The sequence below is a fragment of the Agromyces sp. Root81 genome, assembly GCF_001429165.1.
Classification (GTDB): Bacteria; Actinomycetota; Actinomycetes; order Actinomycetales; family Microbacteriaceae; genus Agromyces.
In genome coordinates this window covers 369262-387353 of the sequence record NZ_LMIR01000001.1, presented here as the reverse complement: position 1 = coordinate 387353, position 18092 = coordinate 369262, and the positions used below count along the sequence as shown (strand labels likewise).

16 protein-coding genes, 1 other RNA gene and 1 pseudogene are annotated in these 18092 nt (G+C 69.5%); 7 read left to right on the top strand and 11 right to left on the bottom strand.

Translation table 11 applies throughout. The annotated features are described in order from the left end of the window. The first annotated feature begins 47 nt into the window (after nt 1–47). Together ASE14_RS01885 and ASE14_RS01880 are read left to right on the top strand one after the other, a co-directional pair. Entirely contained in the window at nt 48–761 is a 714-nt protein-coding gene (locus tag ASE14_RS01885) for a DUF4191 domain-containing protein (RefSeq protein WP_056649950.1), read from the top strand. 121 nt (nt 762–882) lie between these two features. After that, nucleotides 883–1479 (top strand): YdcF family protein, encoded by a 597-nt coding sequence (locus ASE14_RS01880; protein ID WP_200953248.1) that lies wholly within the window; start codon nt 883–885, stop codon nt 1477–1479. 24 nt (nt 1480–1503) lie between these two features. Here ASE14_RS01880 and ASE14_RS01875 read toward each other — a convergent pair whose 3' ends face one another. Beyond that, a complete protein-coding gene (locus ASE14_RS01875) occupies nt 1504–1938 on the bottom strand; it encodes an RDD family protein (RefSeq protein ID WP_056649947.1) in 435 nt (144 codons plus the stop codon). Nucleotides 1939–2075: 137 nt separating this feature from the next. On the opposite strand from ASE14_RS01875, the gene glnA reads away from it, so the two are divergent. Beyond that, nucleotides 2076–3500, top strand: coding sequence for a type I glutamate--ammonia ligase (gene glnA, locus ASE14_RS01870; RefSeq protein WP_056649944.1), 1425 nt, complete (start codon nt 2076–2078; stop codon nt 3498–3500). A 193-nt stretch (nt 3501–3693) separates the two neighbouring features. Here the strand turns inward: glnA and ASE14_RS01865 are convergent, their stop codons facing one another. Next, nucleotides 3694–6711 carry a bifunctional [glutamine synthetase] adenylyltransferase/[glutamine synthetase]-adenylyl-L-tyrosine phosphorylase gene (locus tag ASE14_RS01865; protein ID WP_056649941.1) on the bottom strand — a complete coding sequence of 1006 codons (3018 nt, stop codon included), beginning with the start codon at nt 6709–6711 and terminating at the stop codon, nt 3694–3696. Between the two features lie 8 nt (nt 6712–6719). Further along, entirely contained in the window at nt 6720–8057 is a 1338-nt protein-coding gene (locus ASE14_RS01860; protein ID WP_056649938.1) for a glutamine synthetase family protein, read from the bottom strand. 87 nt (nt 8058–8144) lie between these two features. On the opposite strand from ASE14_RS01860, the gene panB reads away from it, so the two are divergent. Beyond that, nucleotides 8145–9029, top strand: coding sequence for a 3-methyl-2-oxobutanoate hydroxymethyltransferase (panB, locus tag ASE14_RS01855; RefSeq protein ID WP_056649935.1), 885 nt, complete (start codon nt 8145–8147; stop codon nt 9027–9029). Nucleotides 9030–9044: 15 nt separating this feature from the next. On the opposite strand, the gene ASE14_RS01850 is transcribed toward panB, so the two are convergent. After that, nucleotides 9045–9230 (bottom strand): SPOR domain-containing protein, encoded by a 186-nt coding sequence (locus tag ASE14_RS01850; RefSeq protein ID WP_056649932.1) that lies wholly within the window; start codon nt 9228–9230, stop codon nt 9045–9047. Between the two features lie 11 nt (nt 9231–9241). On the opposite strand from ASE14_RS01850, the gene map reads away from it, so the two are divergent. Then, a complete protein-coding gene (gene map / locus ASE14_RS01845; protein ID WP_056649929.1) occupies nt 9242–10105 on the top strand; it encodes a type I methionyl aminopeptidase in 864 nt (287 codons plus the stop codon). A 35-nt stretch (nt 10106–10140) separates the two neighbouring features. Continuing rightward, on the top strand, nt 10141–10893 hold the full coding sequence (gene ppgK / locus ASE14_RS01840; RefSeq protein WP_056649926.1) for a polyphosphate--glucose phosphotransferase: 753 nt from the start codon (nt 10141–10143) through the stop codon (nt 10891–10893). 297 nt (nt 10894–11190) lie between these two features. On the opposite strand, the gene rnpB is transcribed toward ppgK, so the two are convergent. The 6 genes and pseudogenes from rnpB to ASE14_RS01815 all read right to left on the bottom strand — a co-directional run bounded on the left by rnpB (nt 11191) and on the right by ASE14_RS01815 (nt 16365). Beyond that, nucleotides 11191–11568: RNase P RNA component class A (rnpB, locus tag ASE14_RS05020), an RNA gene on the bottom strand. Nucleotides 11569–11656: 88 nt separating this feature from the next. Next, a complete protein-coding gene (locus ASE14_RS01835) occupies nt 11657–12394 on the bottom strand; it encodes a zinc ribbon domain-containing protein (RefSeq protein WP_056649922.1) in 738 nt (245 codons plus the stop codon). Between the two features lie 55 nt (nt 12395–12449). Further along, complete coding sequence (locus tag ASE14_RS01830) at nt 12450–13268, bottom strand: Nif3-like dinuclear metal center hexameric protein (RefSeq protein ID WP_056649920.1); 819 nt, start codon at nt 13266–13268, stop codon at nt 12450–12452. A 74-nt stretch (nt 13269–13342) separates the two neighbouring features. Then, a pseudogene (gene ribA, locus ASE14_RS01825) lies at nt 13343–13936 on the bottom strand (GTP cyclohydrolase II); the annotation flags it as partial. A 54-nt stretch (nt 13937–13990) separates the two neighbouring features. Continuing rightward, nucleotides 13991–15139, bottom strand: coding sequence for a transaldolase (tal, locus tag ASE14_RS01820; RefSeq protein ID WP_056649915.1), 1149 nt, complete (start codon nt 15137–15139; stop codon nt 13991–13993). Further along, complete coding sequence (locus tag ASE14_RS01815) at nt 15136–16365, bottom strand: NAD(P)/FAD-dependent oxidoreductase (protein ID WP_056651628.1); 1230 nt, start codon at nt 16363–16365, stop codon at nt 15136–15138. Before ASE14_RS01815 ends, tal begins: the two co-directional genes overlap by 4 nt. Nucleotides 16366–16502: 137 nt before the next feature. Here ASE14_RS01815 and ASE14_RS01810 point away from each other — a divergent pair, with 137 nt between their 5' ends. Then, a complete protein-coding gene (locus tag ASE14_RS01810) occupies nt 16503–17201 on the top strand; it encodes a metalloregulator ArsR/SmtB family transcription factor (RefSeq protein ID WP_056649913.1) in 699 nt (232 codons plus the stop codon). Here the strand turns inward: ASE14_RS01810 and ASE14_RS01805 are convergent. Beyond that, nucleotides 17179–17985 carry an ankyrin repeat domain-containing protein gene (locus ASE14_RS01805; protein WP_056649909.1) on the bottom strand — a complete coding sequence of 269 codons (807 nt, stop codon included), beginning with the start codon at nt 17983–17985 and terminating at the stop codon, nt 17179–17181. The two genes, ASE14_RS01810 and ASE14_RS01805, sit on opposite strands and share 23 nt — an antisense overlap. Nucleotides 17986–18092 lie beyond the last annotated feature (107 nt).

Below are 18092 nucleotides of genomic sequence, written 5' to 3'. Positions count from 1 at the left end.
GCACATCGCGGTCCGAGACGGCCCTTCGCGCCGGTATCCTTGAGACCATGGCACGTACCAAGGACGCATCGAAGGCTCAGAAGGAGCCCGGCCGCTTGAAGCAGATGTGGCAGGTCTTCCAGATGACCCGCCGCTACGATTCCACCGCGCAGTGGCTGATGCTCCTCGGATTCCTCGCCCCCGTGCTCGTGGGCCTGGGCTTCGCGCTCTGGCTCGGCGAGGGCAACGGATTCACGATCGCCCTCTGGATCGTCGCGGGCGTGCTCGCCGGCCTCCTCATCGCGCTCGTGATCCTCGGCCGTCGTGCCGAGCGTGCGGCCTACTCGCAGATCGAGGGCCAGCCCGGCGCCGTCGGCGCGGTGCTCCGCAGCGGCCTGCGCGGCGGATGGGTCGGCAACGAGATGCCCGTCGCCGTGAACGGTAAGACGCAGGACGCCGTCTACCGCGCCGTCGGCCGTGGCGGCGTCGCGCTGATCAGCGAAGGCCCCGCGTCGCGCACGAAGCGCATGCTCGACGACGAGCAGCGCAAGGTCGCCCGCATCCTGCCCAACGTGCCGGTCATGCTCATCTCTGTGGGCGACGACGAGGGCTCGATCGCCCTGCACAAGCTCCCGGTGACGCTCCGCAAGACGAAGAAGGCGCTCACCAAGCCGGAGGTGCTCGCCGTGAGCAACCGCCTCAACTCGCTCCAGACCTCCCTGCCGATCCCGAAGGGCATCGACCCGATGAAGGCCCGGCCCCAGCGCGGCAAGATGCGCTGATCCGAGACAGCACGAACGCGGCATCCGTCATCGGCGGATGCCGCGTTCTCGTCTCTGCCGATGGTGCGCGGCGTCCGATCCGTTTGGCCACGCGCGTGTCGCCCGCCTGTAGCCTCTCAGGGTGCGCCTTCTCCCCCTCGCCGTTCCCGTCGTGGCTGTCGTGGCTGTCGTGGCTGTCGCAACCGTCTTCGCCTGGGCTGAGATCGTGCATCTCAGGGCGAGCCGCCGGCGGCTCGGCACTGCCGGTCGGACGGGCACGACCGAGGCCGTCGTCGTGCTCGGCTACCGGAATCGCGGTGCGCGCGCCAATCACCTGAACCGGTACCGGGTGCGCGCCGGACTCCGTTCCCTGCATCCGCACGCGACGGAGAGCGTGCTCGTGCTGTGCGGTGGCGGCGTCGCCGGCACCGTTCCCGAAGCGGAGCTGATGGCGCGCTACGCCCGCCGACGCGGCTGCGCGGGCACGATCCGACTGGACCGCGAGAGCACCACCACATGGGAGAACATCCAGAACGCGATCCCGCTGATCGAGCACGCGGACGCGATCAAGATCGTCTCCAACTCGCTCCACGCCGAGAAGGGTCGGGCGTACCTGTGGAAGTTGCGGCCGGACCTCGCCGCACGACTCGTGCGCGCGGAGGACCACCGGTTCGGTGAGCTCGCACTGGTCAAACCGCTCGCGGCCGTCCTCGGGTTGCGGAGTCTGCGCGGGCAGTGAAACGGGGCTGCAGGCGCGCGGCGCCTAGTAGCGGATGAGCACCGTGCCGGCGACCTTGTCGTGGAAGCCGCGCTGGTCGGAGTCCCAGACGAGGGCGGGAACGACGACGACGAGCAGCGCGGTGCGCACGACGGGGCGCCACAGACCGATCCAACCGCCCTCGAGCGGAATGACCCGCATGCCGAAGAGCCGGTGCCCGAGGCTGCCGCCGATCGTCGGGATGAACACGATCTGCAGCACGGCGAAGACGAGCGGGGTCACCCACGTGTACTCGAAGGATTCGTACGGCGTGAAGGCCAAGGCGACGAGCATCGCGCTCGCCCAGTCGGCGCCCAGAGCGAGAAGACGACGACCGGCGCGGGCGACGGAACCGCGTCCATCGCTCGGCAGCCCGAGCCGCTCCCCCGGCCACCTACTCGGCTCGAGGTCTCCGAAGGTCTGGGGTTTCGCGTCAGGCACCAGATGAGTCTACCGAGCCGGACTGGGCGTAACATGGCCGAAACATTCCGGTCACGGCAGGGAAACGGCACCCGGCTAGCGTCGCTACCGGCTCTGAAAGTCCGTCCGGTTCTACATCCTCTTGGAGACTGCGCAACATGTTCAGCGATTCGTCCGAAGTTCTCAAGTTCATCAAGGAGACGGATGTCAAGTTCCTCGACATCCGCTTCACCGATCTTCCGGGCGTGCAGCAGCACTTCAACATCCCGGCTTCCACCGTCGATGAGGAGTTCTTCACCGTCGGCCAGCTCTTCGACGGCTCCTCGATCCGCGGCTTCGCGAACATCCACGAGTCCGACATGCAGCTCGTCCCCGACGTGACGACCGCGTACGTCGACCAGTTCCGCGCCGAGCGCACGCTCGTCATGGTCTTCGACATCTACAACCCGCGCAACGGCGAGATCTACTCGAAGGACCCGCGTCAGGTCGCCAAGAAGGCCGAGAAGTACCTCGCCTCGACCGGCATCGCCGACACCGCGTACTTCGCCCCCGAGGCCGAGTTCTACATCTTCGACGACGTGCGCTACGAGGTCAACCAGCACTCGAGCTTCTACTCGGTCGACTCCGAAGAGGGCGCGTGGAACAGCGGCCGCAAGGAGGAGGGCGGCAACCTCGCCAACAAGACGCCATTCAAGGGCGGCTACTTCCCCGTCAGCCCGGTCGACAAGACCGCCGACCTGCGCGACGACATCTCGCTCAAGCTCATCGAGGCGGGCTTCCACCTCGAGCGTTCGCACCACGAGGTGGGCACCGGCGGTCAGCAGGAGATCAACTACCGCTTCGACACGATGGTGCACGCGGCCGACGACATCCTGAAGTTCAAGTACATCGTCAAGAACACGGCCGATCAGTGGGGCAAGACCGCGACGTTCATGCCGAAGCCGCTCTTCGGCGACAACGGTTCGGGCATGCACACCCACCAGTCGCTCTGGAACGACGGCAAGCCGCTGTTCTACGACGAGGCCGGCTACGGTGGTCTCAGCGATCTCGCGCGCTGGTACATCGGCGGCCTGCTGAAGCACGCTCCGGCCGTGCTCGCCTTCACCAACCCGAGCGTCAACTCCTTCCGTCGCCTGGTTCCCGGCTTCGAGGCTCCCGTCAACCTCGTGTACTCGGCGGGCAACCGCTCGGCGTGCATCCGCATTCCGATCACCGGCACCAACCCGAAGGCCAAGCGCATCGAGTTCCGCGTGCCCGACGGCGCGAGCAACCCGTACCTCGCCTTCGCCGCACAGCTCATGGCCGGTCTCGACGGCATCAAGAACCGCATCGAGCCCCACGAGCCCGTCGACAAGGACCTCTACGAACTCCCGCCCGAGGAGGCCAAGTCGATCCCGCAGCTGCCGGGCTCGCTGGGTGAGGCTCTCGACGCTCTTGAGGCCGACCACGACTTCCTCCTCGAGGGCGGCGTGTTCACCAAGGAGCTCATCGAGACCTGGATCGACTACAAGCGCGAGAAGGAGCTGAAGCCGCTGGCTCAGCGTCCCCACCCGTTCGAGTTCGAGCTCTACTACGGCGTCTGATCCTGCAGCCCCCTCTGCAGTCCCCAGGATCCGAGCCTGCATCCCCCCTGCAGTCGTAGGATCCGACCTGGATGGGCCCGCACCGCTTCGGCGGCGCGGGCCCATTCGCCGTTCCGGGCGCGAGGATTCGAACCGATCGCACTTGCGGGCACCGACCGGCTGGGCCGGCTCGCCGCGCAAGTGGGCTCGAGGTTCAGCCCGCGGTGGGTTCGCGGCGCGGCTCGACGCCGTAGAAGCCGCGATCGAAGACGGCGCGGGCACGCCGGGTGAGGTGCAGGTAGTCGTGCTCGAGCTGCGTCGCCGACCCGGGCGGATAGCCCATGATGCGCGCGACGCCCTCGAGCTGCGAGCGCTCGACGGGCAGTACGTCGGTCGTGCGGTCGAGCCAGAGCGTGAGCGCCGAGCGCGCACGCGAGGCGAACACCCATGCGGCGCGCAGGGTTTCGGCATCGGATGCCTCGACGAGACCGTGTTCGACCGCCGCCGCGAGGGCGTCGAGGGTCGAGGTCGTGCGCAGGGCCGGAACCGCGGCGGCGTGCTGCAGCTGCGCGAGCTGCACGAACCACTCCACGTCGGAGAGCGATCCGCGACCCAGCTTCAGGTGCCTGGTCGGGTCGGCGCCCTGCGGCAGCCGTTCGTTCTCGACGCGCGCCTTGATGCGCTTGACCTCGCGCACGTCGCGTTCGCTGATCGCCTCGGGGTATCGCACCGTGTCGGCGAGCTCGGTGAACTCGTCGATGAGCGCGGCATCGCCGGCGACGCCGCGCGCCCGGAGCAGCGCCTGCGCCTCCCAGGTCAGCGACCAGCGTGCGTAGTACGCGCGGTACGCGTCGAGCGAGCGGGCCACGACGCCGTTGCGCCCCTCGGGTCTCAGGTCGGCGTCGAGGTCGAACGGCAGGCGCGCGTCCTCGGTGAGGCGCACGAGTTCGGCGACGATGCGCAACGCCCGCGAGTGGGCGGGGTCGGCCGCGGCATCCGTCGCCCGGTAGACGTAGATGATGTCGGCGTCGGAGCCGATGCCGAGCTCGCGGCCGCCGAACCGGCCCATGCCGATCACGGCGAACTCGATGCCATCGGGTTCGCCGCCGCGGATCGCCGCGACGAGGGCGGCGATGTGGTTCTCGGTGACGTCGCTCAGCGCGTGGCCGAGCTCCTCGACCGTGCAGACGTCGAGGATGCCCGAGAGCGCCAGCCGCAGCACCTCACGGCGGCGGATGGCGCGGAAGATCTTGCCCGCGACGTCGGGTTGCTCATGACGGCGGAGCACCGCCCGGGTCTCGTCCTCGAGCGAGGCGAGGGTGCGCGGGCGCAGCTCGTCGAGGTCTTCGAGCCACGCCACGGACTCGGGGCTGCGCTCGAGCAGCTCGGCGGCGAAGCGCGAGCCCGAGAGCACCCGGGTCAGGCGCAGCGCAGCGTCGGAGGAGTCGCGGAGCAGACGCAGGTACCAGTGCGTGGTGCCGAGGGTGTCGCTGAGGCGCCGGAAGGAGAGCAGCCCGAAGTCGGGGTCGGTGCCGTCGGCGAACCACGAGATGAGTACCGGCATGAGATTGCGCTGAATCTGCGCGCGCCGTGAGACGCCGGTCGTGAGCGCCGCGATGTGCGCGAGCGCACCCCGCGGGTCGCGGAACCCGATGGCCGCGAGACGCGCCTCGGCCTGGGCGCTCGTCAGTCCGAGGCCCGACGCCGGCAGGGCTGCGACGGCCGACAGCAGCGGTCGGTAGAAGAGCCGCTCGTGCAGGCCGCGCACCCGATGGCGCGTGCTCTGCCACACGGCCGTGAGCTCGCCCGAGGTGCGGCCGAGACCCGATGCGCGGGCCAGCACGCGGAGCCGGTGCTCGTCGCGCGGCATGAGGTGCGTGCGGCGCAGCCGTTCGAGCTGCACGCGATGCTCGAGCACGCGCAGCACTCGGTAGTCGCGCGCGAACTCGGCCGCCTCGTCGCGGCCGACGTAGCCGAGCTCGGCGAGGGCGGCGAGGGCGGGCAGCGTGCCGCGCTGGTGGATGCCGTCGTCGGAGGCGCCGTGCACGAGCTGCAGCAGCTGCACCGTGAACTCGATGTCGCGGATGCCCCCGGGCCCGAGCTTGATCTGCACGTCGACCTCGTCGGCCGGAATGTGCTGGGTGACGCGCTCGCGCATCGCCTGCACCGACTCGACGAATCCCTCACGACTCGAACTCGTCCACACCTTGGGCGCGACGCCGGCGATGTAGCTGCCGCCGAGCTCGAGGTCGCCCGCGAGCGGACGAGCCTTCAGGAGCGCCTGGAACTCCCAGCTCTTCGCCCAACGGTCGTAGTACTGCAGGTGCGACTCGAGCGTGCGCACGAGCGCGCCGTCCTTGCCCTCCGGGCGGAGGTTCGGGTCGACCTCCCAGAGCGGCGGCTCGACACCGGGCTCGCCGATGATGCGCATGGTCAGCATGGCGAGCCGGGTGGCGATCTCGAGCGCTCGCGCCGTGGAGACGACGTCCTCGTCGGCGGACTCGGCGACGTAGATGACGTCGACATCGCTCACGTAGTTGAGCTCGCGGGCGCCGGCCTTGCCCATGCCGATGATCGCGAGCCTCGTGGCCTCGACCTCGGCGGCCGGATAGCGACCGGGCGATGCCGGCTCCCCCGGCTCTCTCCCGACCACGCGACGGGCGGCCGCGAGGGCCGCATCGAGCGTCGCTCCGGCGAGGTCGGCGAGACCCGCGGCGACGACATCGACCACGTCGACGGCATCGGCGCGGGTGAGGTCGTACACCGCGACGTCGGCGAGGAGTCGACGGTACCTGATGCGGATCGCCTTGGCGGCCGCCTCCGTCAGGTCGACGGGAGCGGAGTCGACCTCGTCGAGCGCCGCGAGCAACGAGGCGCGCGCCTCGGCGACGCTCGGCGGTGCGATCGGGACCTGCGCGAACATCGCGAGCTCGGACGGATGCCGCAGCAGGAAGTCGGCGAAGCCTCGAGACGCACCGACGAGTCTGGCCAGGCGCACCGCGGCATGCTCATGGGCGATCACGCCCGCGAGTTCGGTCGGCGCCTGCTCGTGGAGTCGCGTGACGAGCGCGAGCGCCGCGTCGGGGTCGGCGGCCTGGGTGAACATCGCGAGCAGTTCGTCGAACTCGACGCCGGTCTCGGCCGACAGCGATTCCAGTGACGCCGCGGCGCCGCCCAGATCGGCGAAGCCCGCACGAGCGACTCTTCCGAGCGTGGGGGCCTGACGAGACATCCGCTGCGTCAGAGGATTTCGAGGTTGCGCTGCAGCTCGAACGGCGTGACCTGCGAACGGTAGTCGCGCCACTCGGCCCGCTTGTTCGCGAGCACGTAGTTGAAGACCTGCTCGCCGAGGGTCTCGGCGACGAGCTCCGACTCCTCCATGAACTGGATCGCGTGGTCGAGGCTCGCGGGCAGCGGGTCGTACCCGAGCGCGCGACGCTCGCGATCGGTCAGCGCCCACACATCGTCTTCGGCCTCGGGCGGAAGCTCGTATCCCTCTTCGACGCCCTTCATACCTGCGGCGAGCAGGAGCGAGAACGCGAGGTACGGGTTCGCTGCCGAGTCGATGGCACGGTACTCGACGCGCGCGCTCTGGCCCTTGTTGGGCTTGTACAGCGGCACCCGCACGAGGGCCGAGCGGTTGTTGTGCCCCCAGCAGACGAAGCTGGGCGCCTCGTCGCCGCCCCAGAGACGCTTGTACGAGTTCACGAACTGGTTCGTCACTGCCGAGATCTCGGCCGAGTGGCGCAGGAGGCCGGCGATGAACTGGCGCCCGATCTTCGAGAGCTGGTACTGCGCGCCGGGCTCGTAGAAGGCGTTGGCGTCGCCCTCGAAGAGCGAGAGGTGCGTGTGCATGCCGGAGCCCGGGTACTGCGAGAACGGCTTCGGCATGAACGTCGCGTAGACGCCCTGCTCGATCGCCACCTCTTTGATCACCGTGCGGAAGGTCATGATGTTGTCGGCCGTCGTCAGTGCGTCGGCGTAGCGCAGGTCGATCTCGTTCTGACCCGGCCCGGCCTCGTGGTGGCTGAACTCGACCGAGATGCCGAGGTCTTCGAGCATGCGCACCGAACGACGACGGAAGTCGTGCGCGGTGCCGCCCGGCACATTGTCGAAGTACCCGGCGGAGTCGACGGGCTCGGGGCCCGACGGGCCGTACTTCGACGACTTGAGCAGGTAGAACTCGATCTCGGGGTGCGTGTAGAAGGTGAAGCCGCGATCGGCCGCTCGCGCGAGGGTGCGCTTCAGCACGTTGCGCGGGTCGGAGACCGCCGGCTCGCCGTCGGGCGTCGTGATGTCGCAGAACATGCGCGCGGTCGGGTCGACGTCGCCGCGCCACGGGAGCGTCTGGAACGTCGTGGGATCGGGGTAGGCCAGCAGATCGGACTCGAACGTGCGGCTGAGCCCCTCGATCGCCGAGCCGTCGAAGCCGATGCCCTCGGTGAAGGCACCCTCGACCTCGGCCGGTGCGATCGCCACCGACTTCAGGGTTCCGACCACGTCGGTGAACCAGAGCCTGACGAACTTGACCCCTCGCTCCTCGATCGTGCGAAGAACGAAGTCGCGCTGCTTATCCATCCACACCCTCTCTCGCACCTCTCAGCGTACTGGCTCGTGCACGCCCGCGAGGCCGGACGGGCATGCGGCGTGTGCCAGACTTGCCCCATGTCAGGCGAGCCCCAGAACGCATCATCCGACACGTCGGCCGGCACCGAGCAGAACCCCTACGGCGGTGCCGCCGCAACCGGAGGGCCGAAGCGCGTTCGCACCCGGCACTTCCAGAACGCGAAGCGCGACGGCATCAAGATCACGGGCCTCACGAGCTACGACCAGCTCACCGCGCGAATCTTCGACGAGGCGGGCATCGACTTCCTGCTCGTCGGCGACTCCGCCGGCAACAACGTCTTCGGCTACGAGACCACCCTTCCCGTCACGGTCGACGAGCTCATCCCGCTCACGCGAGCGGTCGCCGGGGCGGTCAAGCGCGCCTTCGTCGTCGCGGACATGCCGTTCGGCTCCTACGAGAACGGCCCCGAGGACGCGCTGCACACGGCGGTGCGCTTCATGAAGGAGACCGGCGCTCACGCCGTCAAGCTCGAGGGCGGTGAGCGCAGCCACAAGCAGATCCGGCGCATCGTCGGCGCCGGCATCCCCGTGATGGCCCACATCGGGTACACGCCGCAGAGCGAGCACGGTCTGGGCGGCCACGTCATCCAGGGCCGCGGCGAAGGCGTCAAGCGCCTCCTCGCGGACGCGAAGGCCGTGCAGGACGCGGGCGCGTTCGCCGTCGTGCTCGAAATGGTGCCGGCAGATGCCGCACGGCAGGTCACCGAACTCCTCGACATTCCGACCATCAGCGTGGGAGCCGGGCCGCACACCGACGGTCAGCTGCTCGTCTGGACCGACTGGGCCGGCCTCACGATCGGTCGCGTGCCGAAGTTCGTGAAGCAGTACGCCGACCTCTCGGGCATCCTGAGCGCGGCCGCGAAGGAATGGCGCACCGACGTCGAAGCGGGCGTGTACCCGAACTCCGAGCACTCCTACGAGTAGCGCCGGGCACGCCGCTCAGTCTTCGGCGGCGTCTTCCTCGGCCCACTTCGCGCTGTTCGCACGCAGGATCTCGAGTGCCCGCTCGGCCTCGGCGCGGGTCTCGAACGGACCCACCCGGTCGACCGACGGCGACACGAATCCCTGCTCCACCTCACCGGTGTTCAGGTTGTACCAGAACATGTGCTCGACATCCTCGGCCATAGGCTGATCCTATGCCCAAGGACGCCTCAGGCCACCTGATCCCCGGCCGTCTGTCGCCGCTTCGCGCGGTGCCCGCGACCATCCCGCGACCCGAGTACGTCGGCAAGCGCGCGCCGGCTCCGTACTCCGGCGGTGACCGCTACACGCCCGAGGAGGTCGAGCGCATCCGTGCGGCCGGGCGTGTCGCGGCCGGGGCGATCGAGGCGGCCTCCGCAGCGATCCGGCCGGGAGTCACGACCGACGAGCTCGACCGCATCGCGCACGACTTCGTCGTCTCGCACGGCGCCTACCCGTCGACGCTCGGCTACCGGGGCTTCCCGAAGTCGTCGTGCACCTCGGTCAACGAGGTCATCTGCCACGGCATCCCCGACGACACGGTGCTCGCCGACGGCGACCTCGTCAACATCGACGTCACGGCCTACCTCGACGGATTCCACGGCGACCTGAACCACACGTTCGTGGTCGGCGAGGCCGACGACGCGACCACCCAGCTCGTCGACCGCACCAGGGAGGCGCTGCGCCGCGGCATCCGCGCCGTCGCACCGGGTCGCGAGGTCAACGTGATCGGCCGGGCGATCGAGGCGTACGCGAAGCGGTTCGGCTACGGGGTCGTGCGCGACTACACGGGTCACGGGGTCGGACGCGCGTTCCACTCGGGGCTCATCATCCCCCACTACGACGCTCCCGAGTTCGACACGGTCATGGAACCCGGCATGGTCTTCACGATCGAACCGATGCTCACGCTCGGCACGATCGAGTGGGACGTCTGGGCAGACGACTGGACCGTCGTGACGCGCGATCGCTCCCTGACGGCCCAGTTCGAGCACACGCTCGTCGTCACCGAACGCGGCGCGGAGATCCTGACCCTTCCCTGAACGCCGCCCGAATGGGCCGCGATAGTGTGGCCGCTATGGCGACACAGCACGCGATCGGGATCGACATCGGCGGCACGGGCATCAAGGGCGCGGTCGTCGACCTCGGCACCGGCCAGCTCGTCTCCAATCGGCGCAAGGTGGCGACGCCCGAGGGCGGCCGCCCCGCCGACATCCTGACCGCGACCGGTGAACTGCTCGCCGGCCTCTCCGACGAGTTCGGCGACGAGCTGCCCATCGGCTTGTGCTTCCCGGCGATCGTCAAGCACGGCCGCACGCTCTCTGCGGCGAACATCTCGAAGGAATGGATCGGCCTGCCCGCAGAGCAGCTCTTCGAGGACGCGTTCGGTCGCGAGATCCACTTCATCAACGATGCGGATGCCGCCGGCTACGCCGAAGCGCGCTACGGCGCAGCGGTCGGCGCCGAAGGCCTCGTCATCCTGACGACGCTCGGCACCGGCATCGGCTCGGCATTCCTCTACGAGGGCGTGCTCATGCCGAACACGGAGCTCGGACACATCGAGCTCGACGGGCGCGAAGCCGAGAAGAGCGCCGCGTACTCGGCGATGGAACGGGACTCGCTCGACTGGCCGGAATGGGCGGCGAGGCTGCAGCGGTTCTACTCGCACGTCGAGTTCATCTTCTCCCCCGACCTCTTCGTGGTCGGCGGCGGCGTCTCGAAGCACCACGCGCAGTTCCTGCCGATGCTCGACCTGAAGACGCCGATCGTTCCGGCGGTGCACCGTAACAACGCGGGGATCCTCGGGGCGGCGTCGCTCGCGGTGCACTGAGCTCGGCCGCACCAGGCGCGACTGAACAGCCGACCGACGCCGTTCTCGGAGCGCACCGAGTTACGACCGCTCTGACGTGTTGTCGCTCGAGGCGTTGCTCGCCGCATCATGTGGCGTGTCGGCGCTGCGATCGATGCGCGACCGCCTGAGCAGGTGGCGACTGACGCCGTCCTCGGTGCGCACCGAGTTTCGACTGCTCCGCCGTCTCTTCGCTCGAGGCGTTGCTCGCCGCACCACGTGGCGTGTCGCCGCTGCGATCGCTGCGCGATCGCCTGAGCGGCGCCACGCCTCGTGGTGCGAATGGGCCGGCTGATACGCCGGGTTCTGTTCACCGGGCGCTTTCGCGACACCGGCTGGACGGCCATCTCTCTCGGGACTACGTTGCCGCAGCCCTCCAGCGGTCTACCCGGGAACGGGACGGGCAGCCCCATCGTTCCCTGTCTGACCTTGCTCCGGACGAGGTTTACCGAGCCGGCCGCGTCACCGCGGCCGCTGGTGGGCTCTTACCCCACCGTTTCACCCTTACCCGGCGCTTGCGCACCGGGCGGTCTGCTTTCTGTGGCACTGTCTCGCGGGTTGCCCCGGGTGGGAGTTACCCACCGTCCTGCCCTGTGGAGCCCGGACGTTCCTCGGCGCACGATCGGAACCGTGCGACGCGACCGTCTTGCCGACCCACTCGCACTCCGAGTCTAGCGTTGGCGGGCGGCACCCGGATCGCCGCGGCATCCGGGTGCCGCCGCCGACAGACTTGATGTCGGTGCGGTCAGAGGCCGGACTCGTCGGTGCGCACCAGGATGCGGTCGCACTCGGGGCACAGCACGACCTCGTCGGGGGCCGAACGTCGCACGGACTCGAGGTCCGAGCCGGTCAGCGTGATGCCGCAGCCGCCGCAGGTGCGGGCGCGCAGCAGCGCGGCGCCGACTCCCCCGCCGCGTACCCGTCGCTGCTCGTAGAAGGCGAGCAGCGGCTCCGCGACGCCCTCGGCGACGACGGCGCGATCGCGCTCTGTCTGCTCTCGTTCCACGCCGAGGCCGCCTGCGGCCGCATCGCGCTCGGCCTCGAGTGCGGCGACGTCGGTGACGATCGCGGCACGCTGGAGGTCGATGCTCGACAGGGCCACCTCCGCCTCATCGACGCGTTCCATGACGACGAGTTCCTGCTCCTCGAGGTCGCTCAGGCGACGACGCAGCGAGACGAGTTCGGCCTCGAGTGCCGAGACGTCCTTCACCGAGGACGTGTGCTGCAACCGCTCGCTGTCGCGTGCGATGCGCGCCTCGACCACGGCGACGTCGGACTCGAGACGCTTCAGCTCGATGCGTGCGTCTTCGAGCGTGCCGAGGGCCTCGGCACGGGTGCCGCGCACGGCCTGGTCGTGCGCGGCGAGCTCTGCGAGCGGCCCGGCCTGGGGCAGCGAACCGAGGCGGTGCGCGAGCTGCGCGAGGCGGGTGTCGAGCGACTGGAGCCGCAGCAGATGTTCTTGTTCGGCGGGGCTGGCCTTCACGTGGTGCTCCTCATGGGATCGGGTCGTCGGTGAGGACGGTGGTCTGGTGTGCTGCTCACTGCACGATCTGGAAGTCCCAGGGGTCGGTGCGGAGTTCGGAGACGATGACGGTGAGCTCGGGGTGCGCGGCGCGCAACTGCGCGGCGGCGACATCGAGCCAGAGCCACTCGCTCGCCCAGTGCGAGACATCGACGAGCACCGGGCCACCGGTGAGCTTCGCCTGCTCGCGGGCTTCGGATGCCGGGTGGTGGCGCAGGTCCGCGGTGATGTACGCGTCGGCGGCGCGAACGGCTGGGTCGCCGAGCAGCGAGTCGCCCGCGCCACCGCAGACCGCGACCGTCTCGACGGGGTCATCGAATCCGCCGGAGACGCGCACGCCCGTCGCCGTCGGCGGAAGGAGCTCGGCGAGCGTCCTGGCGAGGCGCCCGACCGTCGTGGGCTCGGGCAGGCGCCCGACGCGACCGAGGCCGAGCGCGGCATCGATCGACGGCTGGATGGGCTTCGTGTCGACGAGGCCCAGGCGATCGGCGAGCACCGCCGAGGTGCCGTCCGCGACGACATCCGCGTTGGTGTGCGCCGCGACGAGGGCGCAGTCGGCGCGGATGAGTCGTGCGAGGATCGAGCCCTTGTACCGGTCTTCGGCGACCGAGGTGACCCCGCGCAGCAGTAGGGGGTGGTGGGCGATGACGAGGTCGGCACGCTCCGAGATCGCCTCGTCGATCGTCTCGGAGACGGCATCGACGGTGAACAGCACTCGGCGCACTTCGGCAGCGGGGTCACCGGTCACGAGGCCGGAGGCGTCCCACGACTCGGCGCCCGCGATCGGCCAGAGACGTTCGATCGTCGTCAGCATGTCGGCGAGGGTGTCGGTCACCCGCCCAGCCTACCTTCGGAGCGCCCGCCGGCACGGCGCGCCGCTGCGCTGCATCCGCTCTGCAACCGCGTCGATCAGGTGTCAGCGGGGATCAGGTGCCCCATGCGGTCGCGCTTCGCACGAAGGTAGGCGAGGTTCGACGGTCCGGCACCGGTCACGAGTGGCACGCGTTCGACGACGTCGATGCCGTGCTCGGTCAGTTGTGCGATCTTGTCGGGGTTGTTCGTGAGGAGCCGCACCGAGGTCAGCCCGAGATCGGCGAGGATCGCAGCGGCGGACGCGTACTCGCGGTCGTCGGCCGGCAGCCCGAGCGCCGTGTTCGCGTCGAGCGTGTCGAGCCCCGACTGCTGCAGACGATAGGCCTTGAGCTTCGCGATCAGGCCGATGCCCCGGCCCTCGTGGCCACGGAGGTAGATGACGACTCCCCCGGCCGCGATGCGTTCGAGGGCGAGGTCGAGCTGCGGCCCGCATTCGCACTTCTCCGACGAGAACACCTCGCCCGTCAGGCATTCGGAGTGCACGCGCACGAGCGCGCCCTGCGTCACGGGAGCCATCGAGACGATCGCGAGGTGCTCATCGCCCGTGACGAGGTCGCGATAGGCGCGGAATCGGAAGCGTCCGTGGGCGGTCGGGATCTCGGTCTCCACCTCGAACGCGACGCGCTCCGCGATCGTGTGCGCGTGCGCGGCCTCACGAGTGGACTCGGACTGGTGCAGCATCCGTCATCGCCTTTCGGTTCGTGCGGTCTCGAGCGCCGCCGCGACGGTCGCGACGAGTCGGACTCCGGATTCCCGGAACTTGGCGACGCCCTCGCGTTCGAGGGTCGCGGTGACGTCGTCGTAGGAGATGCCGAGGTCGGCGAGGGCGGCGAGCACCGTGCGGGACTCGTCGGCGGTGCCCGTGACCGTGTCGCCGCGGATCCTTCCGTGGTCGAAGACGGCCTCGAGGGTCTTCTCGGGCATCGTGTTGACGACGTCGCGCGCCACGAGCTCCTCGACGTACATGGTGTCGGGCAGTGACGGATCCTTCACCCCGGTGGATGCCCAGAGCGGCCGCTGCACGTTCGCGCCGAGCGCCACGAGGCGCCGCGCCCGATTGCCGGCGAACTCCCGGGTGAAGGTCTCGTAGGCGAGCCGGGCGTTGGCGATGCCGGCGCGACTCCTGAGCGCGTGAGCCTCGCTCGACCCGATCTCGTCGAGCCGGCGGTCGACCTCGGTGTCGACGCGCGACACGAAGAACGACGCGACCGAGCGGATGCCTCGGAGGTCGATGCCCGCCTCGTGGGCTCGTTCCAGTCCCGTGAGATACGCGTCGATCACGGCGCGATACCGGTCGAGACCGAAGATCAGGGTGACGTTGACGCTGATTCCGAGCGCGATCGCCGCTGTGATGGCCGGCACCCCCTCGGCGGTCGCGGGGATCTTCACGAACACGTTCGGGCGATCGATGTGCTCGGAGAGCGACCCTGCCTCGACGAGCGTCGCCAGCGCGTCGTGCGCCGCGTCGGCCCCGACCTCGATCGAGACCCAGCCGTCGACGCCTCCGGTGGCATCGAAGACCGGCCGCAGGATGTCGGCCGCGCGGGCCACGTCGTCCGTCGTGAGCGCGAAGACGACGTCCTCCGCCGACATGTTCCCGTCGGCGAGGGCGGCGATCTGCTCGTCGTAGGAATCGCTCCCGCCCACGGCCGCGGCGAAGATCGTCGGATTGGTGGTGACGCCGACGACGTCGCGCTGCGCGATGAGGCGCTGCAGGTCGCCGCTGAGGATGCGCTGCCGCGACAGGTCGTCGAGCCAGATGCTGACGCCGGCGTTCGCAAGCGCCGCGGTCGGCGTCGGCGGCGGTGGTTGCGAGCCGGCGCGGGCGCTCACAATTCCTCCAGCGGAACGCCCTCGTCGGCGAGACGCAGCGGGTCGACCCGGTCGCCCCGGCTGATGATGCCCTGCACTGCTTCGTTCACGTCCCAGACGTTCACGTTCATTCCGGCGACGACTCGGCCGTCGACGACCCAGAACGAGATGAACTCACGGCGGGCCCGGTCGCCGCGGTAGACGATCTCGGCGCCACGGGTCAGCGGGCCGAAGCCCGAGTACTCCATGCCGAGGTCGTACTGGTCGGTGTAGAAGTACGGGATGTCGTCGTAGGACTCGAGTTCTCCGAGCATCGAACGGGCGGCCGCCGCGCCGCCGTGCAGCGCGTTGGCCCAGTGCTCACTGCGCAACCTCATGTCGGCGAGCGGATGGTAGGCCTCGGCGATGTCGCCCGCGGCGTAGACGTTCGGCAGGTCGGTGCGAAGCGCGGCATCCGTCAGCACCCCGGAGTCGATCGCGGCTCCAGCGCCCCGTGCGAGGTCGAGGTTCGGGCTGGCGCCGACGCCCACCAGCACGAGGTCGGCGTCGAACTGCTCACCGGTGTCGAGCCGCACCCCGGTGACACGGCCGCGCTCCCCCACGATCTCGGAGACGACGACCGACGGACGCAGGTCGACGCCGTGCTCGACGTGCAGCTCGGCGAACATGCTGCCGAGCTCGTCGCCGAGTGCGTTCGCGAGGGGAATGGGGTCGCGCTCGAGCACAGTCACGTCGTTGCCGAGCGTGCGTGCCGTGGCGGCGACCTCCATGCCGATCCAGCCCGAGCCGATCAGCACGAGGCGTCTGCCGCCAGGGGCGAGCTCGGCGTGCAGCGCCTCGGAGTCGTCGAGTGTGCGGAGCGTGCGCACGCCGTGCAGCTCGGCGCCGGGAATCGCGAGCCGTCGCGCGGTCGATCCGGTCGCGAGCAGCACGGCGTCGTACGCGATCGAGTCGCCTGAATCGAGTTCGACGCGCTGGGCGCTCGGGTCGAGCGCGGTGGCTGCTGTGCCGAGGCGGAGGTCGATGTCGTGCTTGCGATACCAAGCGGATGACTCGACGAAGACCGAGTCGCGGTCATCGGTTCCGGCCAGGAACCCCTTCGACAGGGGCGGCCGGATGTACGGGAGGTGCAGCTCGGCTCCGATCAGGTGGATGCCGCCGTCGAAGCCCTCCTCGCGGAGCGTCCTTGCTGCGGTGGCTCCGGCGAGACCCGCTCCGACGATCACGAAGTTCGATGCGCTGCTCACGACCACCCGCCTCCGATGCGACGCGGTCGCACCTCATGCTCTCGACTGTACGAGCGCGAATTTCTTAAGTCAACGATTCTTGTTTTAGATGGATCTCTTTCGTCAAGAAGTGCCGTTTTAGAGTTAAGCTGGCACGCATGGACGACTCCGCACGCCAGGACGACCTCGCGGCCGTCGCCTCGATCGCGGACCCGCAGCGACGGGCCCTGTTCGAGTTCGTGGCGCGGCATCCTGAGCCCGTCGGGCGCGATCAGGCCGCCGGCGCACTCGGCATGGCCCGCGGAACCGCGGCCTTCCATCTCGACCGGCTGGTGGAGGCGGGCCTGCTCTCCACGGAGTTCCAACGGCGTACGGGGAGGTCGGGGCCCGGCGCCGGTCGCCCCGCGAAGCTCTACCGTGCGGTCCCCGGCGAGATCTCGGTGTCGGTGCCCGAGCGTCACTACGACCTCGCGGCGGAGCTGCTGAGCCGTGCGGTCGAAGAGTCCGACCGCACCGGTGACGCCGTCCGTCCGACGCTCGAGCGCGTGTCGGCGAGGCTCGGTCGTGCGCTCGGCAGGACGTCCGACTCGATGACCGAAGTGCTGGAGCGACTCGGCTACGCCCCCGTCGACGACGGCGCCGACGGAATGCTGCTCACGAACTGCCCGTTCCATCGGGTGGCGCAGAACCACACGTCGACGATCTGCGCGGCGAACGCGGCCCTGCTGCGTGGCGCGTCCGAAGGACTCGAGGAGAGCCGGTGCAGGGCCGTGCTCGAGCCTCGCGACGGCTACTGCTGCGTGCGGCTCGTGGCGACCAGGTCGGATGGCACGGTCAGCTCGCGGGCAGGAGGTTGATGCTCGGACGGCTCGAGAGAGACCCGTCCCACTCGACGTCGAACCCCGCCTCGGCGCACGCGGCGACGACACCGTGCCCGGCTTCGAGCATGACGGCCGCTCCTCCATCGGGCGCGCCCCAGAACGCCAGGTCGAGGTGGCCGGTCGCGCGTGCTCTGCTGGAATCCTGTCGCGTATAGAAGCAGAACCCGACGATCTCCGTCGCGCCGAGCCCCCGGGCGTGCACGATCGCCGTGCAGTCGTCGAATCCGTCGGACTGCGTCGTCCCCGCGTCGGCGGCCGTCACGTATCCGCGATCCTCGAGCTGCTCGAAGATCGCGGCGATCTGACGCTCGGCCGCCTTCCACTCGGCAGGAGTGAGTCGCCGCTCGAACCGAACGGGCTGCACCGTGGCAGGAACGGCGCGACCCGTGAGCTCGGCGAGGTACTCGACCACAACGGCGGCATCCGCGTTCTCGGTGATGTGATTGCCGTACTCGTCGCTGACATCCGGGTTCGCACCCGCGGCGATGAGGGCTTCGAGCGGGCCGATCGAAGGAGAGAACTCGGCAGCGAGATACAAGGCCGTACGACCGTCGGCGGTGAGCAGGTCCACCGTCGCGCCGGCGTCGACGAGCGCCTCGATCACGACGGTGGCCGCTTCGGCGCTCGCCTCGGATGCGGCAGCCGCTCGGTGGAGCGCCGTCCAACCGTGTGCATCGACGGCGTCGGGGTCTTCGCCGCGTCCGAGCGCCCGAACAACGCCCGACCGATCGGCCAGCTCCGCGGCGGTGTGGAGTCTCATCGTGCCACCGTAGCTGCAGGGTCGTCCGGCCACTCATTGGGTTCTCTCATGGGGTGAGATGCGATTCGCAAGTTGAATTCAGGTGGTCGCGGCGTTGCAGCGATTCA